Origin of the sequence: Streptomyces sp. SDr-06 (genome assembly GCF_003324565.1) — a bacterium.
Classification (GTDB): Bacteria; Actinomycetota; Actinomycetes; order Streptomycetales; family Streptomycetaceae; genus Streptomyces.
Window position 1 is genome coordinate 256,764 of sequence record NZ_QOLA01000003.1, and the last position, 26,194, is coordinate 282,957.

The window sequence follows — 26,194 nt, forward strand, 5'->3', positions numbered from 1 at the left end:
CGCGTCTGGCCCGGACCGCGCCGCCGGAGCCCCGAAATGCCGAGAGCGCTCTCAGCCGCCCTCGGGTCGCCGACCCAACCCGGCCTCCGCGAGCCACCCCCGTCACCCGCCCGCGCCCCCACCCCCGTCGCCCGCGCCCGCGGCAGCCACCCGTCCGTGCCGCCCCCGGCGCAGCCTCCGCCACCCCGCCGGAGCGCCACTGATCAGGAGGGTCAGCGCGACGGCCGCCACCACGCCCTTCCACGGCTCGTCGAACAGGGAGCCCCCGAGGATGCCGATCAGGCCGTACGCGCCCGCCCAGGCGAGGCAGGCCGGGATGTCGCCGCGTACGAAGGTCCGCAGCGGCATCTCGCCGAGCAGGCAGGCCAGCATCACCGGGATCCGCCCGGCCGGCACCAGCCGGGACAGGACCAGGACGACCACCCCGTGGTCGTTCAGCTTGCGCCGGGCCTGGTCCAGGTGGTCCGGCGCGGCCCGGCCGCGCAGCGCCGCCAGCCACCGGGAGCCGTTCCTGGAGCGCACCCCGCGCTGCCCGAGCCAGTACAGCGCCACGTCGCCGAGGAACGCGGCCAGCGCGCCCACGCCGAACACCAGCAGCAGCGAGAACCAGGCGGTCTGGTGGAAGGCCACCACCGCGGCCGTCGACACCAGCGCCCCCGTGGGCACCACCGGGACCAGCGCCCCGAGCACGACCAGCACGAACAGGGTCGGGCAGCCGACCGCCTGCTGCGTCGACTCCGGGGTCACCGCCGCGGCCAGTGCGAGCATCCGGCCCGCGCTCATGGCCTGGCCTCCAGACGTACGCTCTCGCCGTGGCCGAGGCGGTGCACGGTCGCCTTCGGGGCGAGCCGGGCCGCGTGGCGTACGAACGCCTCGCCGGGCGCGTGGAACTCGTGCGGCCGCACCGCGTCCATGCCGATCGGCCAGTACGTGCCGTAGTGCACGGGCACCGCCGAGAGCGCTCCCAAGGAGGCCAGTGCCTCAGCCGCGCGACCCGCGTCGAGATGGCCCTGCCCCAGGCGGGGTCCCCAGCCGCCGACCGGGAGCAGCGCCACGTCCACCGGCCCGACGGCCTCCGCCATGCCCTCGAAGAGGCCGGTGTCCCCGGCGAAGTAGGTGCGCGCCCCGCCCTCTACGACGTAGCCGAGCGCGGGGGAGCGGTGCGGTCCGAGCGGCAGCCTGCGTCCGTCGTGCCGGGCGGGCACGGCCCGTACCCGCAGGGCGCCGATGTCGACGGTGTCGCCGGGCCGCACCTCGGTCACCGGCAGGCCGAGCCGCGCGAGCCCCGGCACCGTACGCGTCGCCCCGGCCGGAACGATCAGCCGGGTGCCGGGCACGAGCCGCGCGAGCGAGGGCACGTGCAGATGGTCGGCGTGCAGATGGGAGACGAGCGCCGCGTCGGCCACGGCGGCCTCGGGCGGCGGCACCTCGCCCTGGCGCCGGCGCAGATGAGCGAGGCGCCGCGCGAAGAGCGGATCGGTCACCAGACGGGTCCCGGACTCCTCGATCGTGCAGGTGGCATGACCCCACCAGGTGACCTCCACCGGCACGAAACCCACTCCTTGGCTCGACGACAGTTGCTGACGAGCCTAAATCTCCGCGCGCGCAAAGCACGGCAGTCGGGGTAGTCATCCGGCACCAGAGGGGAGGCCTGCCGTGACCATGCACTGCGAGCAGTGTCCGCGCTGCGGAGGTGTCCTGGCGGTGAGCCAGGACGGCTGGAAGATCTGCCACTCCTGCGGCTACTCCTCGCCGCCGTGATGGGGGAGTAGGGTCGGCCCCGACAGCTCACCCAGGGGGACAGCGATGGACGACGACGTACGTGTGGCGGCGATCGCCAGTCTGACCCCGCTGGAAGAACTCGATCTCGATCCCTTTCTGGTGGACACCCGCAGCCAGCACGAGATGTGTGCGAAGTGGGCCGCGGGCCGGGGCTACGTAGTCACCAGGCAGCTGCTTTTCTACGGTCTGCGTCCGGACCATGTCGGCCTCTGGGCGGATGTCGACGCGGGCCTCGTCGACGTGTTCGTCGCCCCCAACGAGCGTGTTCTGGCAAGGGCGTTGACGTCGGTGCCTCAGTTCTCGGCCGAGTGCGAGCGGCGCGGGGTGCGCCTGGAGACGGCCGGGCTCGACGAGCCCGCCTACGACGCCACCAAGAAGGCCCACATCCACCGCCGCCTCTCGATGCCCACCGCCGGATACGACGGCTGCTGACCTGCGCCCGGGAGCCCGCGGGCTCCCGCCCCAAGGCACGCCGCAGCCGCTTTCTCCCCTTATGGCAGGGTGGAAGGGAAACGGGCGAGGTGAGAGGCGGGCGGCGTGGGGCGATGGCGGACGACGGGCAGCGCCCTGCTGCGGGTGATCGTCGTGTGGGTCGTCTCGACGCTCACCATGATGGTGCTCGCCGGAGTCCTGCCCGACTTCAAACTCACCTCCGACAACGGCGACAGCATCACCCGGGTCGCGCTGACCGCGGCCTGGGGCGCGGGCGCGTTCGGCCTGCTCAGCGCGCTGGTGTGGCCGCTCGTGGTGCGCGCGTTCCTGCTGGTGCCCGCCCTCGTACTCGGCCTGCTCGTGTTCTTCCTCAACGGCTCGCTGCTCCTGATCGCGCTCCGGCTGATCCCCACCGGCCGGGGCGCCGCCGAGCCCGAGACCGCGGTGATCGTCGCCGCCGTGATGTCGGCGGTGGCGTCGGCGACCTCGACCGCGCTGGCCGTACGCGACGACGACGCCTACCGTCGCAGGCTGTCCCGGCTCGCCGACCGCCGCAGACGCAGGCACGGAGGCGGCCCGGTGCCGCGCCCGCCCGGCATCGTCTTCATCCAGCTCGACGGCGTCGGCGAACAGACGCTGCGCCGCGCCGTCGACGCGGGCCTCATGCCGACCGTCGCGACCTGGCTCAAGGGCACCCACCGGCTCACGCCCTGGCGCACCGACTGGTCGAGCCAGACCGGCGCGAGCCAGCTCGGCATCCTGCACGGCTCCACCTTCGACGTGCCCGCCTTCCGCTGGTACGAGAAGGAGCGCGGCGAGGTGATGGTCTCCAACCGGCCCGCGTCCGCCGTCGAACTCCAGCGCCGGGCCGTCGAGCGCACCGGCGACGGCGGACTGCTCACCGCCGACGGGGCCAGCCGGGGCAACCTGTTCTCCGGCGGCGCCGACCAGGTCGCCCTGGTCCTCACGGCCGCCGCCCGCCGCGACAGCCGCAACCGCTCTCGCGCCGGATACTTCGCCTACTTCTTTGACCCCGCCAACGCCGTGCGCACCGCGGGCTCGTTCGTCGCCGAGGTCGGCCGGGAGATCGTCCAGTCGAGGAGGGCCAGGTTCGCCCGCGTGTCGCCGCGCATCAAACGCGGCGGCCTCTACCCGTTCATCCGCGCCTTCGCGACGGTCGTCGAACGGGACGTGGTCGTCGCCGCCGTCATGGGCGACCTGCTCGCCGGACGCACCGCCGTCTACGCCGACCTGGTCGCCTACGACGAGGTCGCCCACCACTCCGGACCGAGCGGCCGGGACACCGATCAGGTCCTCAGGCGCCTGGACCGGTCCCTCGCCCTGATCGCAGGCGCCGCCGCGCACGCCCCCCGCCCGTACCGCATCGTGCTCCTGTCCGACCACGGACAGAGCCCCGGCGAGACCTTTGAGAGCGCTTTCGGGCTGACCCTGAAGGACCTCGTGCGGGCCGGCTGCGGGCTGCCCGTGCCGCGCCGGGCCCGCCGTACCCGCAGCGGAGCGGAGGCCAGGTACGCGGTGCGGGTCGCGCTGCACCGGCCGGTCGAGGAGGGGGAGGAACGCGCTCCCGTGCCGCAGTCGGACCCGGTCGTGCTGGCCTCGGGCAACCTCGGCCTGATCTCCTTCCCCGACACCCGCGGCCGCCTGACCCGCGAGCACATCGACCGCCGCCACCCGGCGCTGCTCGCCACCCTCGCGAACCATCCCGGCATCGGATTCCTCCTCGTGGGCAGCCAGGAACACGGCGCGGTGGTCCTCGGCCGGGGCGGCAGCGAGACGCCGCTGGCCCAACTCGCCGACGAACAGGGCCCGTTGACGGGATTCGGGCGCGGCGCGGCCGACGCCGTGCGCCGCGCGGACAGCTTCCCGCACACCGCCGACATCATGGTCAACTCGATGTACGACCCGGCCACCGGGCAGGTGCACGCCTTCGAGGAGCAGATCGGCTCGCACGGCGGGCTCGGCGGCGAGCAGTCCCACCCCTTCCTGCTCTCCCCGCTCGACCTGAGCGAACCGGTGCCGGACGGCGGCGAACTGGTCGGCGCGGAGCAGGTGCACCACGTCCTGCGGCGCTGGCTGCGCGAAGCCCGGGGACCGCAGGTCACGGCGGGTGCCGGGCCAATGGCGGGGGTGGAGAATTCGCCGTCAACACACGGACCGGAAGGACCTTTTCCGGTTGTCGGCCTCGCCTCGCAGGACAAAACCAGCTGATTTGGTGCGGTGCCTGACGTACCTGACCATGGTCAGGTTTGTCCCGTACGAGAGGCGCTCCCACCTACCATGACCACGCAAGAAACCCAGAGCAAGCACGCCCGGCAATTCGGCCTGCCGATCGCGACCGCTCTGGTCATGGGCAACATCATCGGCGGCGGGATCTTCCTGCTGCCCGCCTCCGTCGCCCCCTTCGGCACGATCAGCCTGGTCGCGTTCGCCGTCCTCACGGCCGGTGCGATCACGCTCGCCCTGGTCTTCGGCCGGCTCGCCGAGCGGCACCCGCAGACCGGCGGCCCGTACGTCTACGCCCGCGCGGCCTTCGGCGACTTCGCCGGGTTCCTCGCCGCCTGGTCCTACTGGATCACCACCTGGGTCTCGAACGCCGCCCTCGCGGTCGCCGCCGTCGGCTACCTCGACGTGCTCATACCCGTCCACCAGTCCAAGGCGGCGACGATCACGGCCGCCCTGCTGCTCCAATGGCTCCCGGCCCTCGCCAACCTCGCGGGCACCCGGTACGTCGGCGCCGTCCAACTCGTCGCCACCGTACTGAAGTTCGCCCCGCTGCTCCTGGTCGCCGTGGGCGGTCTCTTCTTCTTCGACCCCGCCAACCTCGGCCCCTTCCAGAGCGGCGGGCAGTCCGGGCTCGGCGCGATATCCGCCTCCGCGGCGATCCTGCTCTTCAGCTACCTCGGCGTCGAGTCCGCCGCCGTCAGCGCGGGCGAGGTCCGCGACCCGCGCCGCAATGTCGGCCGCGCCACCATCCTCGGGACCCTGGGCGCCGCCGTGATCTACCTCCTGGGCACGCTCTCCGTCTTCGGAACGGTCCCGCACGACAAGCTCGTCAGCTCCACCGCGCCCTTCACCGACGCCGTGAACTCCATGTTCGGCGGCTCCTGGGGCGGCACCGCGGTCGCCCTCGCCGCCCTCGTCTCCATGGTCGGCGCCCTCAACGGCTGGACCCTGCTGAGCGCCCAGACCCCGTACGCCGCCGCCAAGGACGGCCTCTTCCCGCAGGTGTTCGGCAAGCGGAAGCGTGGCGTCCCGACGGTGGGTGTGCTGGTCACCGCAGTCCTCGCCTCGCTCCTGACGGTCTACAACTACACGGCGGGCTCCCAGGGCGTCTTCGAGATCCTGGTCCTGGTGACCACCTTCACGGCCACCGTGCCCTACCTCCTGTCGACCGCCGCCCAGATCTACTTCCTCGCCTCCGGCCAGGGAGAGCGCGTTCACCGCTCGCGACTGGTCCGCGACAGCGTCCTGGCCGTGCTCGCCTTCGGCTTCTCGATGTGGCTGGTGGCGGGCTCCGGGTACGAAGCCGTCTACCAGGGCGTGCTGTTCCTCTTCGCGGGCGTCCTCGTGTACGCGTGGATGGCGGCCCGCAGGCAGCACACCCAGGAGCGGACCGGCGCCTGACGTGTTGTTCGCCACGCCCGCGTGCCGTGCGAGCGGTGCGCGGGCGTCACGGGCCGGGCCATTTCGGACGTACCGCCAAGAGCGGGTTGCGTACGAGTGGATCATGTGTGGTGGGATGAGCCGATGCGAACCCCCACACGCATGCACCCCCGTTACCGCAACCCCTATGACGAACTCGCCGCCCTGGCCGACCCCGAGCCCGACCCCCACCCGGGCGATCAACCCTGGACCGAGGCCGCGCACGACTCGGGGGCGATACCGGAAGGGACGGCGCCGCACGACGCGGCGGACACCCTGACCGGGCCGCTCATCCCGTTCCGCCCCGTGGACACCGAGCCCGAGGACGACTTCTTCTCGGCCCCGCCCGACCACCGCCGAGCGGGCAACGGCCGCCGCGGCCGCCGACGCCGCCGGAGCCCCTTCGCCGCCCTGCCCCGCGTGGCGAAGCTGCTGTCCGCCCTCGCGCTCTGCGCCGGATTCCTCGTCCTCGCGGACCGCTGCGCTGCGATGTACGCGGAGAAGAAGGCGCAGAAAGCGCTCCAGAGCGACCTCCACCTCGCCGCCGCGCCCCAGGTCGACATCCACGGCTTCCCCTTCCTCACCCAGGTCCTGGACAAGCGCCTGGAGCGCGTGGACGTCACCGTGCCGCACGTGCCCGCCGACCGGGTGTCGCTCGCACAGGTACGGGCCAGCGCCCGCGACATCACGATGACGGGCGATCTGCCGAGCGACATACGCGGCGCGGTCATCGGCGACCTCGACGGCGAGATCACGCTCTCCTTCGACGACATGAACCGTGAACTCGCCGCCTCCCAGGTCAAGTTCAGCCGCCGCGGCGACAACACGGTGGGCGCTGACGGCAAGCTGACCATCGCCGGTCAGGAACTGCGCGTCAGCGCGGAGGCCCAGCTGCGGCTCGACGGCAACCAGGGCCTGTCCACCGACATCGACGGCATGAGCCTCGACATGCCCGGCATCGCCACCTACCGCCCCGGCCGGGACCGGGGCCTGACGCTGCACCGCGAGACCGCCGAACTCATCAGCCGGGACACGGCGCGGGTCAAGGCCCTCCTGGCGGTCCCGGCCGTCGTGCAGCGGCTCGGCGTGCCGCAACAGGACGTCGACCTCGCGCTGCGCAACGAGGCGAAGCTCCACACGCTCGTGGGCACGCCCCGGTTCCTCGACCAGCTGATGCACGTCAATCTCGTCGACGTGGTGGTGGACCATCCCTGGCTGCTGTCGAAGGTCGGTATCGATCCGAAACTGATCACCGGCCTGATCGCGATGCGTCCCCCTGAGCTGTCCGACCGCCTCTCGTTCTCGTTCACGCTGCCCAAGGAGGCACAGGACCTGCGGCTGCGCGGCGTGCGCGTCGAGAAGGACGGCGTCGTGGCGACCGTCTCCGGCAGGAAGCTGGCGGTGGGCAAGGACCACTAGCCCGGCCGGGCTGGACGGAGCCGGAGGCCCCCGGGGCCCGGCCCCGGGCCGCTGGGAGACGGGCCGGGCCCGGCCCGGTCGCGTCTGGGGGTGCGAACCTCCGCGAATGCGCGGATGCTGGGTGTGCCAGCATCCGCAAGGAGGCAGATATGTCGATGCTCGACAAGCTCAAGGGCATGCTCAAGGGTCACGAGGACACCGCACGGCAGGGAGTCGAGAAGGCGGGCGACGCGTTCGACGCGAAGACCGGGAACAAGTACCAGAGCCAGGTCGACATGGCTCAGCAGCGGCTCAACGAGCAGCTGGGCTCCGACAAGCCGCAGGACCCCCCGCCGCAGAGCTAGACCCCGCACGGGCGTGACCACGACTCCGCCCTCGCCGGTCCCCAGCGACCGCCGCCGAGGGCGGATCCGTGGCGTGTGGGACGGACTCCGTGCCGCACACGACGGACCCGATCCCACGACCGGCCGAGGCTCCGAGACCTGCTCCCCGTGGCCCGTGCCTCGGGCGGGCGACAGGGTGTGAGCCCATCCGCCCAGGGCCCGCCGCCGTGCGGGCCGGAACCGCGAGGCGCCACGCGTGGCGTGGGCAGATCAGCGGAAGACATCGCCGCGCCGGGACTGCCACGCCGCGCCGGGACTGCCAAGAGGAGTCACCCGGTCGAGCGGATCTGCCGGGAATCGCGGCACGTCACCGCGGCGGAGGGGCAGAGCTGTCCTCGTGCCGTCCGCCTCCCTCGCTGCCCTGCGCCGCACTCGCGTGGTGCTGAAGGTGCTCGGCGCGCTGTTCGGGGCGGCGCCCGAGACGCAGGCCTGCGAGGGGCGGACGGTGGACAGGGCTCAGCTCCGGCACCGCCGCCCGCGAGCCCGTCTCGCTCCCGTGCTCCGGCTTCCGGTCGCACCTCACGCGCTCGCCCCGCGGGCGAGTTCCAGTGCGTACTCGGGCCACCAGCGCCCTGCTTCGGGGCCGTCGCGGCAGGTGCCGTCCGACTCACCTGGGCGCTTGACCCACAGGTAGGCGTCGATCAGCGGGTCTCCGGTGGTCGCCGTGGGCGGCGTGCCCAGGGCCCGGCCGGGCGGGTTGCACCAGGAGTCGGTGCCGGAGTAGGGGCCGTTGCCGTTGCGGCTGGTGTCGACGACGAAGTGCTTGCCGCCGAGCGCGGCCGAGAGCCGGTGTCCGTACTCGGCGCTGGACGCGTTCGTCTGGAACGCGGAGACATTGAGCGAGAACCCGTCGGCCCGGTCCACCCCCGCCTCCCGCAGCGGGTCCGTCAAGCTCGACTGGTCGCTGATCCAGCCGGCGTGGCCGGCGTCGAGGTACACCTTCGTCGCGGGCCCGCGCTTCAACTGGTCCACGGCGTAGGCGAGAAGCGAGAGGCGCTCTTCCGTCGGAGCGCTCTCACACCCGCTCACCAGGTGGGCGACCGCGTCCGGCTCGACGATCACGACGGCCGGGCGCTCGCCGATGCCACGTGCGAAGGCGTCGACCCACAGACGGTAGGCGTCCGCGTCCTCGGCGCCGCCCTGCGATTCGCCGTCGCAGTCGCGGTGGGGAATGTTGTACGCCACGAGGACCGGGATCCGCCCGGCGAGCGAGGCGGCGCCGGTCAGGCTCCGCACCGACTGCTCGACCCCGTCGGACCGCGGCCACTCCGCCTGCGGCCGCAGCGAGATCCGCTCGATCAGCGCGGCGTCCGCGGTCCGGCCAGTGCGGCGCCACTCGGCGGCCTGCACGGCGGCCGATGACACGGGGTTCACCCAGTACGGGCCGGGATACGGATCGTCGGGCGCTGCCCGCGGGGCGGTGAATCCGAGGGAGAGCGTGGCGACGAGCGCCGCGAGGCAGTGGAGGAGGGAGCGTGACCTGCGGGACATGGGACTCCAGGGATGCCGAACCCACCACATGCGGAGATCTTGGCATCCCGGCACCGCCCCGCGCCCGGATCCTGGGCCGTACGGGGGAACGGCCGGGCACGTCGGCCGAAACCCTTCGAGTCCGCTCGGTCCTCCCCGTCGGCCGAAACCTCCCGAGTCCGCTCGGCCCGCCCCGCCCGCGTGGAGGTGGCGCAGGCCCCGGGTGCTCGCCCCGCTGAGCCAGGCTCAGCCCGCCTCGCGCACATGGAGGTGGCCGTCCCTCGGGTAGGGCGGCTGGGCGGGAAGGATCCGGTCGAAGCGGTAACCGGTCTTCTCCGCTACGCGGCACGAGGCGAGGTTGTCCACCTGGTGGATCAGTTCGAGACGGTCCAGCCCGTCACCCGCGAAGGTGTCGAAGGCCCACGCTGAGAGCGCTTCCAGGGCGCGGGGGGCCACGGCCCGGCCCCGGGCGTGGGGCATGGTCCAGTAGCCGACCTCGGCGACCTCCCGCCCGCCCCCGTCCTGCCACTTCAGCACGACGTTCCCCATCAACGTGCCCTCCGCCAGGCCGGGTTGCTCCTCGCAGACCGCGAAGCCGCACCGCGTGCCGTTCTCCCAGCCCTGCCGCTGCACATCGAGCCACCGCCGAGCCTCCTGAGGGCTGTCGATCGGCCTGCTCGCCCAGCGGGCTATCACCGGGTCGGCGTACGCCTCGATGACCGACTCGACGTCGTCCGCCCGCCAGGGCCGCAACACCAGACCACCCGACGCCGCCGTCGCCCCAACCCGCAGATTCACCGTCATCAATGTCCCCCTCAACACCCGGTCCCACTATGGCCTTGACGTCGATCAAGGATACGGACGTGATGTTGAAGGTTTCCCGGCCGGAACGACGCACGGCAACCGACCATGACAGAGCGGGAGTTGATCGGGGATCAGCCCTCCGCCAGCAGCTCCGTGATGGCGCGCTCGGTCCAGAGGCCGGTCGCGCCCGGGCAGGCCGCCAGGTAGGAAGTCACCTCACGCATGCCCCAATGCCCCGTCTCCAGCAGGCCCTTGGCGAGGTGGCGGAGGTAGGCGGCCGAGGGTGCCAACCCCGTGACCTCGTGCAGGTGCCAGGGCGCGGTGAAGGTGAGGACGGGTAGGCCCTCGTGCCGCCCCGCGCAGACGAGGGTTTCGTACCGGCCCTCGCCCAGGACGGCCCTTCCCGTGCTCAGCACCTCGCCGAGGTCGAGATCGTCGCCGGGCTCCCGGTACATCTCCTGCGCCGCGATGTCGGCGAACTGGCCCGCCGAGACCAGGTGCGCCCGGGCGAACACGCGCCCGTCCGCCCCGGGGTCGTAGAAGGCCCGGCCGCCTCCCCACACCGAGGAGCGGGTCGCGAAGTACAACGCCCCGCGCAGTTCCACCGGCACGGACACGGCGGGCGGGCGCCGGTCCCGGCACCCCGGGTACGACCGTGCCACGCCGGGCGGCCGCCCGCCTTCGATGTAGTGGGCGAGCCGGTCCAGATGCATGTTGGAGCCGTACGAGGCGTACCAGATCAGCCCCTCCCCGTTGCCGGGCCCCGCTGCCCCCACGCCCTCGCCCCCCTCGCCTTCCCCTCCGCCCGCCCATTACCTCGGCGGTAATCGACCCTCCCGCCGCCCCCCGGCAGAGTGGAGGACATCGGGACCCGGGCGGCGCACTCCGGTCGGGTTCCGACTCTCTGACCAGGCAGGACGTACTTCACGGAGGCTGATTCCCATGTCCGACAACCGCTACGAGACCGCCGTCTCCCGCTACTTCGCCGCCTGGAACGCCGACTCGGCCGAGGATATCGCCAAGGCCGTGGCGGCGGCCTGGACCGAGGACGGGTCCTACACCGACCCGCTCGCCCAGGTCGCCGGACACGAAGGAGTGGCCGCCGTGATAGCCGGGGCGCACGCCCAGTTCCCGGGGTTCGAGTTCCGCCCGCTCGGCCCCGTCGACGGCAATCACGACATCGCCCGCTTCGGCTGGGAGCTGGTGTCGGTCGCGGACGGCTCCGCCCCCGTCGCCGGGTTCGATGTGATCACCCTCGCCGAGGACGGCCGCATCCGCTCCGTCGCCGGGTTCCTGGACCGCGTCCCGGCTACGGCATGAGCGACTGAAGGTACTTCGCCGTCTCCGGGTCGGCCGGCAGGAAGGTCTCGATGGCCAGCTCGGAGACGGTGACGTCCATCGGGGTGTTGAACGTGGCGATGGTCGATATGAAGGACAGGACCGTCCCCGCGTGCTCGATGCGCAGGGGCAGGGCGAAGGGGAAGGCCCGGTGGACTTCTGTGTCGCCCGGCTCCTCCCGGCCGGACGGCACGGGGTGGGCGGCGACCTCGTCGTACAGCTCGCGCAGGGTCTCGCTGCGCAGCAGGGCGATCTGCCGTTCCATCTGCTCCAGAAGGTGGCCCCGCCACTGCGGGAGGTTGCGGATGCGCGGGGCGAGGCCCTCGGGGTGGAGGGTGAGCCGCATCGCGTTGACCGGCGGCGTGAGCAGATGTCCCGCCACGCCTTCGAGCAGCATCTCGATCCCGCGGTTCGCGGCGAGCACCGTGTACGTCGCGTCCACCATCAGCGCCGGATAGGGGTCGTAGGCCTGGAGCAGGCGCTCCATGCCCTCCCGCAGCGAGCTCATCGACGGGTCGTCGAGCGGGGTCTGCGCGTAGTGCGGGGCGTAACCGGCCGCCAGCAGCAGTGCGTTGCGCTCGCGCACCGGCACGTCCAGGTGCTCGGCGAGGCGCAGGATCATCTCCTCGCTCGGCCGGGACCTGCCGGTCTCGATGAAGCTGATGTGCCGGGCCGACGAGTCGGCGCGCAGCGCGAGCTCCAGCTGGCTGATCCGGCGCTGCTCGCGCCAGCCGCGCAGCATCGGCCCTACTCCCGTTTCGAGTGCGGCAGTTGTCATAGCTCAGACATTAACCCGCTCCACTGACAACGCCTCCGGCCGTCCCGCCCCGCGCACCGCTCGGCGCCGGAGCAGCCCGCCCGCGAGGACCGCGCACGCCGCGACCCCGTACGCCGTCGTCGGTACGGGGAAGTCGGGCGCGGCCGGGGCCGTCACATAGGCGGCGGCGCCCGCGGCGGCCACCGTGAGCCACTCCCAGCGCCCGTCCAGCGCGACCAGGGCGACCAGGAGCAGGGCGTACCAGGAGTAGCCGGGGGTGAGCAGCAGGAAGGCCGTACCGAGCAGCAACAGGGCGCCGGACCACGGGCGTTCGGCCTTGCCGCGCCACAGGACGTGTCCGGTGACGGCGAGCAGCACGGCGGCGGTCACCGGCAGGGACCAGTCGTCGGGCAGCACCAGCCGAAGCAGTGCGAACCGGCCCCGCGTGGACGGGTCGTCGTACCCCTCCTCCTGGGTGTAGCCGCCGAGGTAGCCGAAGACCGAGGAGTGGGAGGCGAGGGCGTAGGGCAGATAGGAGAGCGCGATCACCCCGGCCGTGGAGAGCAGGACGGTGACCGGGCGCCGTCGCAGTACGGCGGGCAGGACGGCGGCGGGCAGCAGTTTCACCGCGACACCCGCCCCGAACAGGGCCCCTCCCGACGCGGCACGCAGCCGCCCGATCGCGGGGCGGCCCGGGCCCTGCCCGCCGGTCAGCGCGCCGAGCCCGGCGACCGTCAACAGCACGGCCAGGACGTCGACATGCGCGTTGTTGACCGCCTCCAGGGGGAGGGCCGGGCACCACGCCCAGTACGCGGCGCCCGACACGGAGCCCCGCGTCCCGTCCGGGTCGCGTCGCCGCAGCATCCGCAGCAGTCCGAGGGTGGTGCCCACCGCGCACAGCGCGCCCCCGATCTGCAGCGGCTTGAGGCGGGCGGAGCCGGGTGAGAGCGCGTTCACCAGCAGGTAGGAGGCCTCGGCGACCGGCGGGTAAATGGTGTGCACGGTCGGTCGGTTGATGCGGGTGCAGCCGCCGTCGACGGCGGCGTGGTCGGGCAGCGCGCACTGGGCCGGGTCCGTCGGGAACAGCCAGCTGTCGCGCAGCCCCGCCAGCTCGCGGTCGGCCGGCGCATGGTCGTAGGGGGAGATCCCGGCCGCCTGCACCCGGCCGTCCCAGGCGTACCGGTAGGCGTCGGTGCTGGTGCGCGGGGGAGCGAGGAGGCCGGTGGCGGCGACGGCGACCGAGCCCGCGACGATCAGGGCCGCCCGGTGGCCCACCGGCACCGTGCGCAACGACCAGACGGCCGCCGCGAACAGCAGCCAGGCCGCCCCGTACCACCAGGAGAGCCCGCCCGGGTCGCCGGCGTAGTCGTCGCGGCGGACGGTCAGGGCGAGCACGGTGGTGAGCGCGGCGAGCAGAGCGGCGGTGCGTACGACAGGTCCATGGGTCACCCCGCGAGCTTCGCACCTGCGAGCCGCTCCGGACGGCAGGGCGCCCCCGCCGTCCGCGAACCGTAAGGTTCGGCCGGGCGTGGGGGCGCACCGAGCGCGGGACTACCGCGTCACCGGGTTACTGCCAGCCGCCATAGGGAACGGTCAGCAGTTCCAGCCAGTGGCCTGACGGATCGGGGAAATACACCCCGCGACCGCCGTCGTTGTGATTGATCTCGTTGGGGTGCTTCCGGTGCGGATCCGCGAAGTACGGAAGCTTCAGATCCGTGATCTTCTGGAAAGCCGCGTCGAACACTTCCTCGGACACCAGGAACGCATAGTGCTGCGGTGTGATATCGGTTCCCTCGGGGACCGTGGCGAAGTCGAGAGTGACTCCGTTGCCGGTCACCACGGGCACGAACGGTCCCCATTCCTTGCCGACCTCAAGGCCGAGCATATTGCCCAGGAATTCAGCGGAGATCCGGTTGTCACGGGAGCCGATGATCGTGTGATTCAACTGCACTGACACGGTGTAATGCCTCCAAAAGGCATCTCACAGCACCTCCATGTCTCACCCGGCCGGTGACCGACACGCGATGCTGCCCGAAGATCCTAACCATGGGTCCGCGCCCTTGTCACGGTATTGATTGCGTCATCACATTCCCGCTCCGGGCGGCGGCGTTCGCGAACCGTAAGGTGTCGGGCCGCCCGGAAACGGGTCCGGCCGCGGTGGGATGGAGCCATGAAGCCACGACTTCCCGCGGTGCGCCCGCCCGCCTTCCGGGGCAGGCTGCACGACGCCCGTACGGCGACCTCGATCGGCCGCTGGCTGGGTGTCGCGATTACGGTGTGCTTCGGCACCGGACTGATCAGTCACTACCTCCAGCACCAGCCAGGATGGCTGGTGGACGTCTTGCCCAGCAGGCCCGTCTGGGGGTATCGGCTCACCCAGGGCCTGCATGTGGCCACCGGCATCGCCGCGATTCCGCTGCTGCTCGCCAAGTTGTGGGCGGTGTACCCGAAGCTGTTCGCCTGGCCGCCGCTGCGTTCCGTACGCCACGCACTGGAGCGGATCTCCGTCGCGGTCCTCGTCGCGGGCGCGGTCTTCGAACTGCTCACCGGGCTCCTGAACACGGTGCAGTGGTATCCGTGGCCGTTCTCCTTCGTGCCGGTCCACTTCGCGGTGGCCTGGCTGCTCACCGGCGCCCTCCTGCTGCACCTGGCCGTCAAGTACCCCGAGATCAGAGCGCATTGGGGACGCCGGTCGCCCGGCACGCTCGCGCTTCCCGCGACCGACGGGCCCGACCGGCGCTCCCTGCTGACCGGCGTGACGGCCGCCGTCGGCGCGGTCACCCTGACCACCGTCGGCCAGGCCTTCACCCCCCTGAAGGCCTTCGACGTCCTCGCGCCGCGCCACCCCGACCACGGTCCGCAGGGACTCCCGATCAACCGCACCGCAGCGACCGCCGGAGTCGGCCAAGTAGACTCCGCCGCCTACCGGTTGACGGTCGCGGGCCCCCGCCCCTACACGCTCACCCTCGACGAACTGGCCGCGCTCTCCCAGCACGAGTCCGTCCTGCCCATCGCCTGCGTCGAAGGCTGGAGCAAGTCCGCGCACTGGACGGGCGTGCGCATGAGCGACCTGCTGCGCCGCGCCGGCGCCCCGCCGGACGCGCGGGTGCGGGTGACCTCCCTGGAGAAGTACGGCTCCTACCGCGTGATGGAGATGGGCCGCGAGTACGCCCACGACCCGCTGACCCTGCTCGCCCTCCGGCTCAACGGGCAGATCCTGACCCCCGACCACGGCTACCCCGCCCGCGTCATCGCGCCGAACCGCCCCGGCGTGCTCCAGACGAAGTGGGTCACCCGCCTGGAGGTGCTGTGATGCGCACCGTGCTCGGCGCGGCGGGGCTCGCTCTGATGGGCTTCGGCGCGCTGCTCGTCTGGGACCAGACCACGCACTGGGACGTCCTGATCTGGCTGGGCGGGGCCGTCGTCCTGCACGACGGAGTGATCGCCCCGCTGGTCCTCGCCACCGGCCTGCTGCTCGGCGGCCTGAAGCACCGCGGCCTGCTCCGCGCCGCCCTGATGACCATGGGCAGCCTGACCCTGATCGCGCTCCCGGTGCTGCTGCGCCCCCTCCCGACCGCCAATCCGTCCGTGCTGCCGCTGGACTACGTACGCGGTCTACTGCTGTCCCTCGCGGTGGTGGCCGCGCTCGCGGTCCTGATCGGCGTGGGGCGCTGGGCCCGCGGAAGGACGCGCCGACCGGACGCGCCGGAGAGCTGACGGCGGGGGCGGCGGGCGGCGCGGATGGGAGGATTCCGCGCCTTCCGCCGGGCCGTTCCCGGCGCCGCACGTGGGCGAGGTCAGTCTGCGCTGGGGTCCGCCCGCATCGGCTCGGCCACCTCCCACACGCTCTGGAACGCCAGCCGCAGACACGCCGCGAGCGCCGGGTGCTCGATGTACAGGGCCGTCGTCGAGCCGGTTCCGGCCACCGGATCCGGCATGTCGCACAGCACCAACGAGGCATCCGCGATGACCAGTTTGAGCGGCAGCCGGTGCGTGAAGCGGGCCTCCTCGCCCGCCTCGGCGAAGCGCCGCACGTTTTCCAGGACCTCCGCGTCGGCCAGCGCGTCGTGCGTGTACACCGCCCGCACCGTGCCCTTGGCCCGCCGCAGCCGCCGGGTCGCCTTCATCCCGCTCGTGTTGGCGGCCGGGGCCACGAACGGGGGCATGCAGAACGAGAGCAGCTCGGTGTCGGCCTGCTCCTGGATGTCCGCGAAGCGCTCGGCGATCTGCCGCTGGTCGCGCAGCACCTCGATGTAGTCGAGCGGATCGGTGTGCGCGCGGCCGTCCGTCCAGAGCGGCAGCAGCAGCGACGTCAGCCCCGTCGACACCTTCTCCAGCCGTTCGAGCGACTCCCTCTGACGGTTCATCAGGCGCGTGACGGCGAGTTCGGGGGCGACCGCGGTGAACGTGGCGACGCGCCCCCGGTGGGCCACCGCGAGCTGCGCGCGGACCAGCCCGTCGAGGACGTCGTAGATGCGCTGCCGCGGCACCTCGGCCTCCCGTGCCACCTGCGCCGCCGTGTAGGAGTCGCGCCGGACGAGAGCGAGGTAGACCCGCGCCTCGTAGCGGGAGAGGCCGAGCTCGACGAGGTCGTTGACCGACCCCTCATCCGGCTCCATGCGTGTCCCCGTCCCGCTCCATGTACGTCCTCCTCGGCTCGGCTGCACGCCACCGTATACACGTACCCCCGGCTCTGAGCAGTCCTGTGATCCTTTGGGAATCCCGCGGGCTCCGCGATCGGTGATCCATCCCATTTCGAGGACAAGGCTTTGCCTGGGGCTTGCCAAAGGCTGTTGTCGACCCCGGTGGCCGTCGCTACCTTCAACCGTGCCACCACCTGAGCGGGTGGCAGTTTTCGCGAGGTGTCACTGTCATGCACTGATCAGAAATAGCCGCACGCGCTGATCACCTGCATCCCCGTACGACAACACGGCGTACCCGCACCACCGGGCGCCCAGCACCCGCACCGCCGATCACATCGCACACGGGACGCGTACCGCTGACCGCCCAGCACCCGCACCGCCGTTCGCACCGCATACGTACCGCTGAACGTGCCGCACCCGTACCGCCGCTCACCCCGCACGGGTACCGCCGATCGTCACACGTCATGCCGCACGCGCCGGATCCGCCCCGCCGCACACCCGAACGCCCCCGCTCGCCCCCGGTCCGGCGAACCAACCCCCCCATGGAGGGCAGTTCCTTGTACTCGAAGAGACCCTTCGGCCTCCCCAGGCCGACCGGCCGCGTCGCCACCGCCGTGCTGTCCGCGGCGGCCCTGGTCACCGGTGGACTCATCGCCGTCGCCCCGTCCGTCGCCGCCGCCACGCAGGGCTCCAGCGCCCAGCCCGCCAACACCCAGCGGCTGTGCGCCCAGCCGACCAAGGCGGGCATGATGTCCTGCCTGGCCCTGGCCCGCACCGATGTGCGGCACCACCTCGGCATATCCCCGGCCGCCGCGCCCTCCGGGTACGGCCCCAGCGACCTGCAGAGCGCGTACGCCCTGCCTTCCGGCGCGGGCTCCGGTGCCACGGTGGCGATCGTGGACGCGCAGGACGACCCGAACGCCGAGTCCGACCTCGCGACCTACCGCTCGCAGTACGGACTGCCCGCCTGCACCACCGCCAACGGCTGCTTCAAGAAGGTCGACCAGAACGGCGGCACCAACTACCCGACCGCCGACTCGGGTTGGGCCGGAGAGATCTCCCTCGACGTCGACATGGTCAGCGCCGTCTGCCCCCAGTGCCACATCCTGCTCGTCGAGGCCAACACCGCCAGCATGGCCGACCTGGGCACCGCGGTGAACCGCGCGGTCACCATGGGCGCCAAGTACGTCTCCAACAGCTACGGCGGCAGCGAGGACTCCACCGACCCCAGCTCCGACGCCTCCTACTTCAACCACCCGGGCGTCGCCATCACCGTCTCCTCCGGTGACAGCGGCTACGGCGTCGAATACCCCGCAGCCTCCCAGTACGTGACCGCCGTCGGCGGCACCTCGCTCAGCCGCGCGAGCAACTCCCGCGGCTGGTCCGAATCGGTCTGGGGCACCAGCTCCGGCGGCCAGGGCGCGGGCTCCGGCTGCTCCGCCTACGACCCGAAGCCGTCCTGGCAGAAGGACACCGGCTGCTCCAACCGCACCGTCGCCGACGTCTCCGCGGTTGCCGACCCCGCCACCGGCCTCGCGGTGTACGACAGCTACCAGGCCACCGGCTGGAACGTGTACGGCGGCACCAGCGCCTCCTCGCCCATCATCGCGGGCGTGTACGCCCTCGCAGGCACCCCGACCGCGAACACCGACCCGGCGTCCTACCCGTACGCCCACACCGGTTCGCTGAACGACGTCACCTCCGGCGCCAACGGCAGCTGCAGCCCCTCCTACCTGTGCACCGCGGGCGCCGGCTACGACGGCCCGACCGGCCTCGGCACCCCGAACGGCACCGCGGCCTTCACCGGCGGCACCAGCACCGGCAACACCGTCTCGGTCACCAACCCCGGCAACCAGTCGACCCAGGTCAACACCGCGGTGTCGCTCCAGATCCACGCCACCGACTCCGACAGCGGCCAGACGCTGACCTACAGCGCCACCGGCCTCCCGGCCGGGCTGTCCATCAACTCCTCGACCGGCCTGATCTCCGGCACCCCGACCGCCGCGGGTTCGTCCAACGTCACCGTCACCGCCAAGGACTCCACCAACGCGAGCGGTTCGACGTCCTTCACCTGGACCGTCAGCACCTCCGGCGGGACCTGCACCCCGACCCAGCTGCTCGGCAACCCCGGCTTCGAGACCGGCAGCGCCGCACCCTGGTCGGCGACCGCGGGCGTCATCGACAACTCCAGCGGCGAGGCCGCGCACTCCGGCTCGTGGAAGGCCTGGCTCGACGGCTACGGCACGACCCACACCGACACGCTCTCGCAGACCGTGTCGATCCCGGCCGGCTGCCACGCCACCCTCACCTACTACCTCCACATCGACACCCAGGAGACGACCACCTCCACCGCCTACGACAAGCTGACGGTGACCGCCGGTTCGACCACCCTGGCGAGCTACTCCAACCTCAACAAGAACACTGGCTTCTCGCAGAAGTCCTTCGACCTCTCCTCGTTCGCGGGGCAGACGGTGACCCTCAAGTTCAACGGGACGGAGGACAGCAGCCTGGCCACGTCGTTCGTCATCGACGACACGGCGCTCAACGTGAGCTGACCTGAACGTGTGCAGTGCGTGGGGCGCGGAGGCACGCGACACAGGTACTGCACGTGAGGTGGCCAAAACACGCGAAGGGCGGGGCGGGGTCCATCCCCCACCCCGCCCTTTGGGCATCCCGGAAAGCAGCTGCGCCGCCTGCGCCTGCGCCTGGTCCGTCGGAGTCGCCGTCGCACTGTTCGCGACCTGCCACCCGCGAGCACCCCGGGTGCCTTTCCGGGCGAGGCGGACGCGGTACGCCGCTGGGCGAGAGCGCTCTCTGGCCGCGCCGAGAGGGACGCGAGGGGGCGGCCCCGCCGGACCGCGGAACCCGGTACGCGGCCGGGCGAGAGCGCTCTCTACCCGCGCCGGAGGGCCACGAAGGGTCGGCCAGCCGCGGTCCAGCGGCCCGCCGGACGCCAGCCGAGCGGGCGGGCGCAGGACAGCAGCGCGCCGGTGCCGAGCCGGGCCCAGGGGAAGTCGCCACCCTCCGCTCCCTTCGCGTCGGCGACCCGCACCCGGATCCGCTCGTCGATCTCGTACGGAGCGGCCTCCGCGATCAACAAGCCGCCCGACACGACGAGTTGGGCCACTCGGCCGAGCAGCACCGCCGGGTCACCCCCGATGCCCACGTTCCCGTCGACGAGCAGTGCGGTGTCCCAGCGCCCCTCGCCCGGAAGCCGGTCGAAGACCGAGCGGCACAGCGCGCTGCCGCCCCAGTCCCGCGTGCGGCGGACCGCCTCGGGACTCACGTCGACTCCGAGCGCGGCGACCCCCTCGGCGGCGAGCGCAGCCACCAGACGGCCGGGCCCGCAGCCGATGTCCAGAACCGCGCCCCGGCAGCGGCGCAGCACTGTACGATCCGCCAAGTCCGGTTCCGCGCACCAGCGTTCGACCTCCAGCGGCAGCAGCCAGCCGTCGGGTCTGCGCAGGAACAACGGCCCCCGCCCGGAGCGGAGCGCGTCCGTGTAGGGGTCGGCGTGCCAGGCGGTCGGGGCGGTGGCCGAGAGCGCTCTCACCATGCGCCCGGCCCGGCTGTCGAGGACGCGGAGGGGGCGGGGCCGGTGGCTGAGGAACGGGGGGCTGCGGGTTGGGCGGTCGGGATTTCGGCGACGGAGGTCCGGGAGGCCGCGGACTGAGGGGCTGGGGGCTCGGGGGCCGTGGACCAGCTCGCTGTCAGGGAGCGGGCGAAGCGGCCGTGGGGAGCCTCGGCCGCGACCAGTTCGGCATCCCGCGAGGTGTCCACGTCGCGCAGCCGGGCCAGCTCACGCACCCTGAGCCCGGCGTCGCACAACCGCTGCCGCTGCACGCGCCCGGTCTCGGGCACCGACATCGGCACCCCGAGCAGCAGCGCGGGGTCGGGCTCCGTCAGGCCGAGCGCCCAGAAACCACCGTCCTCGGCCGGGCCGAACCACGCCTCATCCGGCCGATTCGGTTCCCCCAGCGCGGGCGCGAGCAGGGCCGGACTCACCTGAGGGGTGTCCATGCCGATCAGCAGCGCGGGCCCGGTACATGCCGCGAACGCCGCCGCGATCCGCTCGTCCAGGCCGCCCGCACACTGCGCCAACACCTCGATGCCCGGAGGCAGCCACGCCCCGGGCTCGCCGTCGAGCACCAGAACCCTTCTGCGCGCGGGGGTCGCGAGCACCGCGTCGAGGGTGTCGGCGAGCGACGCCTCGGCGATGCGGGCCGCCGCCTCGGGGGTGTAGGGCGGGGTGAGCCGCGTCTTGACCCGGCCGGGCACGGGCGCCTTCGCGAGGACGATCAGCGTCGTACCCGCCGCCGACCCGCCCATGGTCCCCGTCATCGGGCCGTCACCGACGTGCGCGCCGCCACCGGCGGCTCCGCGAGCACCCTGCGCATGTCGTGCACCGCCTGCCAGGTGCCCCGCCATGTCCCGGTGACCTTCGACTTCCCGGTGCGCGGCCGGTACGGCACCTCACGCTCGGCCACCCGCCACCCCGCGTCCGCAGCCCGCACCACCATCTGGAGCGGGTAGCCGCTGCGCCGGTCGGTGAGCCCGAGGCCGAGCAGCGCTTCCCGGCGCGTTGCGCGCAGCGGTCCCAGATCGTGCAGGCGCAGCCCGGTGCGGCGGCGCAGCATCCGTGCCAGCGCGAGGTTCCCGGCCCGCGCGTGCAGCGGCCAGGCGCCGGCCCCCTGCGGTCGCCGCCGGCCGAGCACCAGGTCGGCGGCGCCGGACGCCACCTCCCGTACATAGGGGACCAGCTCGGCCGGGTCGAGGGAGGCGTCGCAGTCGCAGAAGCACACGTACTCGGCCTCGGCGGCGAGCAACCCGGCATGGCAGGCCGCGCCGAATCCGCGCCGGGGCTCGTGCACGACCGTCGCGCCGAGAGCGCTTGCAACATCGGGTGAACCGTCCGACGAGCCGTTGTCGACCACGACAGCACGCCAGCCGTCCGGGATGCGGGCCAGCACCCAGGGCAGCGCCTCGGCCTCGTCGAGACAGGGCAGCACGACGTCCACCGTCACCCCGGCCGGGCCGGGAGGGGCGGCGGAGGAGGAACGGGACGAGGCCTCGGGCGACGGCTGGGATGGGGAAGGCGGACAGGGCGGACCGGACTGGGACGCGGGAAGTGATGCGGAGGGGGATTCAGTCACGTGCTCACCGTACGAATCCGAACCGGACAAAACGGATTTCGGGTTCTTACGAAACGCGGACATCGCCCGCCCGGGGCCCACCCGGCGCAGACGGACGCCCCCGAGCGGTGCGACGCTGGGTGCCATGCACAGCACCGAGACCCGCATCCTGGTCGTGGACGACGATCCGACCGTCGCCGAGGTCGTCACCGGCTACCTGGAACGCGCGGGCCACGCCGTCGACCTCGCCGCCGACGGGCCCGCCGCCCTGAGCGCTGCCGCGCGCCGCCGCCCGGACCTGGTGGTTCTCGACCTGATGCTGCCCGGCATGGACGGCCTGGAGGTGTGCCGCCGACTGCGCGCCACGGCCCCGATACCCGTGATCATGCTGACCGCGCGGGGTGACGAGGACGACCGCATCCTCGGCCTGGAGATAGGGGCCGACGACTACGTGACGAAGCCGTTCAGCCCGCGCGAACTCGTCCTGCGCGTGGAATCCGTACTCCGCCGGGCCCGTACGGCTCCGCCTCGCCCGGGGCCGCGCGTGTCCCGTTCGGGTATCGCGCTCGACCCGGCCGCCCGCACCGCCGCCAAGGATGGTCGTGAACTGGCCCTGACGCTGCGGGAGTTCGACCTCCTCGCCTACCTCCTGGCCCGCCCCGGCGAGGCCATCTCCCGTGAACGGCTGATGCACGAGGTGTGGGGCTGGGAGTTCGGCGACCTGTCCACGGTCACCGTCCACGTCCGCCGCCTCCGCGGCAAGATCGAAACCGACCCGGCGAAGCCCACCCTGATCCGAACGGTGTGGGGCGTCGGCTACCGCTTCGAGGCGGACGCGGACGGGGAGCGGGGCGGGGGCGGGGCTCATCAAGCCGGGCCACGTGGGGGCGGGTCCCATGGCGCTGGACCCCATGGCGTCGGACCCCATGGGGGCGCGCTACATGGCGCTGAACCCTATGGGGATGCACGGGGGGATGGTGTTGGGCCTTATGAGGGTGGGCCCCATGGCGCCGGGCCATATGGAGGTGGGCCGGATGGCGTCGGGCCCCATGGGGTCGAGCCGGGTGCGGCTGGGCTGGACGGTGCCGGGACTCATGGGGCTGGACCACGCGGCGCCATGCCACACGGTGCTGCACCACACGGCGCTGTGCCACAGGGGGTGGGTGCCCACGGGGACGAACCGGGCAGCGCCGCGACGAACGAGGCCGTGCCGCGCGGAGGCGACCGTGGGTGACATTCTGCTCATCGCGTTGTACGCCTTCCTCGGCGCCGCGGCCGCGGGGCTGGGCGGGGCACTGGCCCTGCGACTCCTGCGGCACCGATCGCTCACGGCATCCGTCGCCGTCGTCGCGGCCGTCGCGGTTCTCGCGATGCTGGCCGGCACCCTTGCCGTCGCATGGGCGATGCTCCTGAACTCCCACGACCTGACGGTGGTGACCGTGGTCGTCGCCATGGCCGCGGTCGCCTCGCTGGCCACCGCGCTCCTGCTCGGCCGCCGGGTCGTCGCCAGCAGCCGTCGGCTCGCCCTGGCCACCCGCACGTTCGGTGACGGCGGCAGATTCGACGCCCCCGCAGGCCCCGCGACCGCCGAACTGGCCGCCCTGAGTCGGGAGTTGGCATCGACGAGCGCGAAGCTGACCGAGTCACGGGAACGCGAGCGCGCCCTGGAGACCTCGCGGCGCGAACTCGTCGCCTGGATCTCCCACGACCTGCGCACCCCGCTCGCCGGTCTGCGCGCGATGGCCGAGGCCCTCGAAGATGGCATGGCCAAGGATCCGGACCGCTACTTCCGCCAGATCAGGACCGAGGTCGAGCGCCTCAACTCCATGGTGGGCGACCTCTTCGAGCTCTCCCGGATCCACGCGGGAGCGCTCTCACTCAATCCCGCCCGCATGTCCGTCCACGACCTGATCGGCGACGCGCTGGCGGGCGCGGATCCGCTGGCCCGTGAACACGGGGTACGCCTCGTCGGAGAGCGTGTCGACGCGGTGCCGGTCGAGGTGGACGGCAAGGAGATGACCCGGGTCCTCGCCAACCTCCTGGTCAACGCCATCCGCCACACCCCGGCCGACGGTACTGTCGCGGTCGCCGCCGAGGACCGCCAAGGAGCGGTCACGCTCTCCGTCACCGATGGCTGCGGCGGCATCCCCGACGACGACCTGCCCCGCGTCTTCGACACCGGGTGGCGCGGAACCGAGGCGCGCACCCCGCCCGGTGGCGCGGGCCTTGGCCTGGCGATCGTCCGGGGCATCGTGGAGGCCCACTCCGGGCGCGCGGAGGTGCGCAACGTGGCGGGCGGCTGCCGCTTCGAACTGACCCTGCCGACAGCACCGGCGTGAGCCGAGCGCGGCGAGGCCCGTCCCATGCACGCGCCTCGCCTCGCCTCGCCGCCTCCCGCCCCCGGCTACCTCTCCGCCGAAGCGAACTCCGCCATCCCCTCGTCGAAGCCGATCGCCGGCTTCCAACCCAGCTCCCCGCGCAGCCGTGTCGAGTCCGCCGTGATGTGCCGTACGTCGCCGAGCCGGTACTCGCCCGTCACCACCGGGTCGGGGCCGCCGTGCGCCGAGGCGAGCGCCCGGGCCATTTCGCCCACGGTGTGGGGGGTCCCGCTGCCCGTGTTGAACGCGGTGAGCGCGCCGGGCCGGCGCTGTGAGAGCGCTTCCAGTGCCACCACGTTCGCCGCCGCCACATCACGTACGTGGACGAAGTCCCGGCGCTGGCGGCCGTCCTCGAAGACCCGCGGCGCCTCGCCCCGCGCCAGAGACGAGCGGAAGAACGAGGCCACCCCCGCATAGGGCGTGTCGCGCGGCATCCCGGGCCCGTACACGTTGTGGTAGCGCAGCGACACCGCCCGCCCGCCGGTCGCCCGGGCCCAGGCGGCGGCCAGGTGCTCCTGCGCCAGTTTGGTGGTGGCATAGACGTTGCGCGGATCGACCGGCGCGTCCTCCGCGACCAGGCCAGGGCTCAACTCGGCCTGGCAGTAAGGGCATTGCGGCTCGAAGCGGCCCGCGTCGAGCCACGCGACCGGCCGCGGCCCGGGGCGTACGACCCCGTGCTCGGCACACTCGTAGCGACCCTCCCCGTAGACCACCATGGATCCCGCCAGCGCCAGCTCGCGCACCCCGGCGTCGGCCATCGCGGTCAGGAGGACCGCGGTGCCGAGGTCGTTGCAGCTCACATACGCGGGCGCGTCGGCGAAACCGGTGCCAAGCCCCACCATCGCCGCCTGGTGGCACACCGCGTCCACCCCGTGAAGCGCCGCAGCCACGACATCCGGATCGCGAACGTCGTCCCCCGGCCGGACCGCCCGGTCCAGGACGAGCGGCTCATGGCCGTGTGCGGCAAGGGCTGTGACAATGTGCGAGCCGATGAAGCCCGCGCCTCCCGTGACAAGTACACGCATAGAGGAGACGCTACGGATGTGGAAGCTCCGCGTCACCGTTCCACCCCGCGATGTCACCACCCCGTAAGGAGTATCCCGACATGCCTGTTGAGCCGCTGTCGCAGAAGGACGTCGAGGACCGGCTGCGTGAGCTGCCGGGCTGGTCGCTGTCGGAGGATCGCGACCGGATCTCCCGCGACTACCGCCTCGCCAACCACTTCGCGGCGACCGCCATGGTCATCCACGTCGCCCAGATCCAGGAGGAGCTCAACCACCACTCCGACCTCACCCTCGGCTACAACACGGTCGCCCTGACCGTGAGCACCCACGACGCGGGCGGCGCACTGACCGACCTGGACTTCCAACTCGCCCACCGGGTCGAGGAGATCGCCCCGGCCCATGGCGCGCGTTGACCTGGAGCCCGCCCGTGCGGCGGACGGGTTGAGAGCGCTCACGGACTGAGAGCGCTCTCGCGCCGGGTGCGCCTACTCCTCCGCCCGTGTCATCTCCATGATCCAGTTGAGTACCCAGGTGTCGCCGCCGTCCGCGGAGAACCACTGCTCCCAGCGGGCGGTCGTGGCGCTGATCCCCGACCAGCGGAAACGGATCTTCACGTCCTTGCCGTCGTACGTGTCGTCGCCGTAGAACTCACCGGTGCCGTCGGGGCCGAAGCGGCCCCGCACCGGCGGATTGAGTCGGCCGGTGCGGCTGCTGGCCCAGTTCAGGGACCATTCACCGGCGTCACGGTCGTAGAGCCGCAGGGTCAGACCCGAGCCCCCCTTGTCCGGGAACGCGATCTCGTCGAAGTGGGCGCCGCCCGCGAAGTGCACGGAGCCCCGGGTGCGGCCCGGGAACTCCTCCCAGCCGCTGTCCGGATCGAGGTAATCGAGCAGCCTGCGGTTGTGGACGTCCCAGCTGCCTACGAGAAAGTCGAAGTCGTTCATGGGCAGGACCGTAGGAGCGCTCCACTGACATCCGCTGTCAGTGGA

At 72.4% G+C, this 26,194-nt stretch carries 25 protein-coding genes and 1 pseudogene; 12 read left to right on the forward strand and 14 right to left on the reverse strand.

Features of this window, described 5'->3' with window-relative positions; all coding sequences use genetic code 11:
- Positions 1–102: 102 nt before the first annotated feature.
- Complete coding sequence (locus tag DT019_RS09595) at positions 103–783, reverse strand: DedA family protein (protein ID WP_189389386.1); 681 nt, start codon at positions 781–783, stop codon at positions 103–105.
- Positions 780–1,550, reverse strand: a complete 771-nt coding sequence (locus DT019_RS09600; RefSeq protein ID WP_114036288.1) for an MBL fold metallo-hydrolase — start codon at positions 1,548–1,550, stop codon at positions 780–782. Before DT019_RS09600 ends, DT019_RS09595 begins: the two co-directional genes overlap by 4 nt.
- 256 nt (positions 1,551–1,806) lie before the next feature.
- Between DT019_RS09600 and DT019_RS09605 the strand changes: the two genes are divergently transcribed.
- From DT019_RS09605 to DT019_RS09625, 5 genes are all read left to right on the forward strand, one after another.
- The gene (locus DT019_RS09605; protein WP_114036289.1) at positions 1,807–2,214 is read left to right on the forward strand and encodes a hypothetical protein; all 408 of its coding nucleotides are present in this window, start codon (positions 1,807–1,809) and stop codon (positions 2,212–2,214) included.
- Between the two features lie 177 nt (positions 2,215–2,391).
- Positions 2,392–4,443: an alkaline phosphatase family protein gene (locus DT019_RS09610; RefSeq protein WP_114036531.1), complete on the forward strand. Its 2,052-nt coding sequence runs from the start codon at positions 2,392–2,394 to the stop codon at positions 4,441–4,443.
- A gap of 69 nt (positions 4,444–4,512) precedes the next feature.
- Entirely contained in the window at positions 4,513–5,859 is a 1,347-nt protein-coding gene (locus DT019_RS09615) for an amino acid permease (RefSeq protein ID WP_114036290.1), read from the forward strand.
- 123 nt (positions 5,860–5,982) lie between these two features.
- Positions 5,983–7,296 carry a DUF2993 domain-containing protein gene (locus DT019_RS09620; RefSeq protein ID WP_114036291.1) on the forward strand — a complete coding sequence of 438 codons (1,314 nt, stop codon included), beginning with the start codon at positions 5,983–5,985 and terminating at the stop codon, positions 7,294–7,296.
- 149 nt (positions 7,297–7,445) lie between these two features.
- Complete coding sequence (locus DT019_RS09625; RefSeq protein ID WP_114036292.1) at positions 7,446–7,640, forward strand: antitoxin; 195 nt, start codon at positions 7,446–7,448, stop codon at positions 7,638–7,640.
- Between the two features lie 558 nt (positions 7,641–8,198).
- Here DT019_RS09625 and DT019_RS09630 read toward each other — a convergent pair.
- From DT019_RS09630 to DT019_RS09640, 3 genes are all read right to left on the reverse strand, one after another.
- Positions 8,199–9,170: a glycoside hydrolase family 6 protein gene (locus tag DT019_RS09630; RefSeq protein WP_114036293.1), complete on the reverse strand. Its 972-nt coding sequence runs from the start codon at positions 9,168–9,170 to the stop codon at positions 8,199–8,201.
- Positions 9,171–9,395: 225 nt separating this feature from the next.
- Positions 9,396–9,953, reverse strand: coding sequence for a GNAT family N-acetyltransferase (locus DT019_RS09635; RefSeq protein WP_114036294.1), 558 nt, complete (start codon positions 9,951–9,953; stop codon positions 9,396–9,398).
- A 131-nt stretch (positions 9,954–10,084) separates the two neighbouring features.
- Positions 10,085–10,666: a histone deacetylase gene (locus tag DT019_RS09640; RefSeq protein WP_114036532.1), complete on the reverse strand. Its 582-nt coding sequence runs from the start codon at positions 10,664–10,666 to the stop codon at positions 10,085–10,087.
- A 229-nt stretch (positions 10,667–10,895) separates the two neighbouring features.
- Here DT019_RS09640 and DT019_RS09645 point away from each other — a divergent pair, with 229 nt between their 5' ends.
- Positions 10,896–11,273, forward strand: a complete 378-nt coding sequence (locus tag DT019_RS09645; RefSeq protein WP_114036295.1) for a nuclear transport factor 2 family protein — start codon at positions 10,896–10,898, stop codon at positions 11,271–11,273.
- On the opposite strand, the gene DT019_RS09650 is transcribed toward DT019_RS09645, so the two are convergent.
- The 3 genes from DT019_RS09650 to DT019_RS09660 form a co-directional block, all read right to left on the reverse strand.
- Entirely contained in the window at positions 11,263–12,069 is an 807-nt protein-coding gene (locus DT019_RS09650) for a helix-turn-helix domain-containing protein (RefSeq protein WP_114036296.1), read from the reverse strand. The genes DT019_RS09645 and DT019_RS09650 overlap by 11 nt on opposite strands.
- 3 nt (positions 12,070–12,072) lie before the next feature.
- On the reverse strand, positions 12,073–13,497 hold the full coding sequence (locus tag DT019_RS09655; protein ID WP_114036297.1) for a glycosyltransferase family 87 protein: 1,425 nt from the start codon (positions 13,495–13,497) through the stop codon (positions 12,073–12,075).
- Positions 13,498–13,615: 118 nt separating this feature from the next.
- Positions 13,616–14,005 carry a VOC family protein gene (locus DT019_RS09660; protein ID WP_114036298.1) on the reverse strand — a complete coding sequence of 130 codons (390 nt, stop codon included), beginning with the start codon at positions 14,003–14,005 and terminating at the stop codon, positions 13,616–13,618.
- Positions 14,006–14,218: 213 nt separating this feature from the next.
- Between DT019_RS09660 and DT019_RS09665 the strand changes: the two genes are divergently transcribed.
- Both DT019_RS09665 and DT019_RS09670 read left to right on the forward strand, forming a co-directional pair.
- Positions 14,219–15,361, forward strand: a complete 1,143-nt coding sequence (locus DT019_RS09665) for a molybdopterin-dependent oxidoreductase (protein WP_114036299.1) — start codon at positions 14,219–14,221, stop codon at positions 15,359–15,361.
- Complete coding sequence (locus DT019_RS09670; RefSeq protein ID WP_114036300.1) at positions 15,361–15,765, forward strand: hypothetical protein; 405 nt, start codon at positions 15,361–15,363, stop codon at positions 15,763–15,765. The genes DT019_RS09665 and DT019_RS09670 overlap by 1 nt, the downstream gene beginning before the upstream one ends.
- Before the next feature lie 80 nt (positions 15,766–15,845).
- On the opposite strand, the gene DT019_RS09675 is transcribed toward DT019_RS09670, so the two are convergent.
- Entirely contained in the window at positions 15,846–16,667 is an 822-nt protein-coding gene (locus DT019_RS09675) for a TrmB family transcriptional regulator (protein WP_114036301.1), read from the reverse strand.
- Positions 16,668–17,248: 581 nt separating this feature from the next.
- Between DT019_RS09675 and DT019_RS09680 the strand changes: the two genes are divergently transcribed.
- Positions 17,249–19,246 (forward strand): putative Ig domain-containing protein, encoded by a 1,998-nt coding sequence (locus tag DT019_RS09680; RefSeq protein WP_223279371.1) that lies wholly within the window; start codon positions 17,249–17,251, stop codon positions 19,244–19,246.
- A gap of 338 nt (positions 19,247–19,584) precedes the next feature.
- Here the strand turns inward: DT019_RS09680 and DT019_RS09685 are convergent, their stop codons facing one another.
- The 3 genes from DT019_RS09685 to DT019_RS09695 are packed head-to-tail and all read right to left on the reverse strand — an operon-like array spanning position 19,585 to position 21,709.
- A complete protein-coding gene (locus DT019_RS09685; RefSeq protein WP_114036303.1) occupies positions 19,585–20,247 on the reverse strand; it encodes a class I SAM-dependent methyltransferase in 663 nt (220 codons plus the stop codon).
- Positions 20,241–21,032 (reverse strand): DUF2064 domain-containing protein, encoded by a 792-nt coding sequence (locus DT019_RS09690; RefSeq protein ID WP_411292695.1) that lies wholly within the window; start codon positions 21,030–21,032, stop codon positions 20,241–20,243. The genes DT019_RS09685 and DT019_RS09690 overlap by 7 nt, the downstream gene beginning before the upstream one ends.
- Complete coding sequence (locus tag DT019_RS09695; protein ID WP_189389390.1) at positions 21,029–21,709, reverse strand: glycosyltransferase family 2 protein; 681 nt, start codon at positions 21,707–21,709, stop codon at positions 21,029–21,031. Before DT019_RS09695 ends, DT019_RS09690 begins: the two co-directional genes overlap by 4 nt.
- Before the next feature lie 280 nt (positions 21,710–21,989).
- On the opposite strand from DT019_RS09695, the pseudogene DT019_RS40170 reads away from it, so the two are divergent.
- Positions 21,990–22,718: pseudogene (locus tag DT019_RS40170) on the forward strand (response regulator transcription factor); the annotation flags it as partial.
- A gap of 331 nt (positions 22,719–23,049) precedes the next feature.
- Positions 23,050–24,162, forward strand: a complete 1,113-nt coding sequence (locus DT019_RS09705) for a sensor histidine kinase (protein WP_114036306.1) — start codon at positions 23,050–23,052, stop codon at positions 24,160–24,162.
- Between the two features lie 65 nt (positions 24,163–24,227).
- On the opposite strand, the gene DT019_RS09710 is transcribed toward DT019_RS09705, so the two are convergent.
- The gene (locus DT019_RS09710) at positions 24,228–25,226 is read right to left on the reverse strand and encodes an NAD-dependent epimerase/dehydratase family protein (protein WP_114036307.1); all 999 of its coding nucleotides are present in this window, start codon (positions 25,224–25,226) and stop codon (positions 24,228–24,230) included.
- An 80-nt stretch (positions 25,227–25,306) separates the two neighbouring features.
- On the opposite strand from DT019_RS09710, the gene DT019_RS09715 reads away from it, so the two are divergent.
- Positions 25,307–25,618: a 4a-hydroxytetrahydrobiopterin dehydratase gene (locus DT019_RS09715; protein WP_114036308.1), complete on the forward strand. Its 312-nt coding sequence runs from the start codon at positions 25,307–25,309 to the stop codon at positions 25,616–25,618.
- A 72-nt stretch (positions 25,619–25,690) separates the two neighbouring features.
- Here the strand turns inward: DT019_RS09715 and DT019_RS09720 are convergent, their stop codons facing one another.
- Positions 25,691–26,149, reverse strand: coding sequence for a hypothetical protein (locus tag DT019_RS09720; protein WP_114036309.1), 459 nt, complete (start codon positions 26,147–26,149; stop codon positions 25,691–25,693).
- Positions 26,150–26,194: the final 45 nt, after the last annotated feature.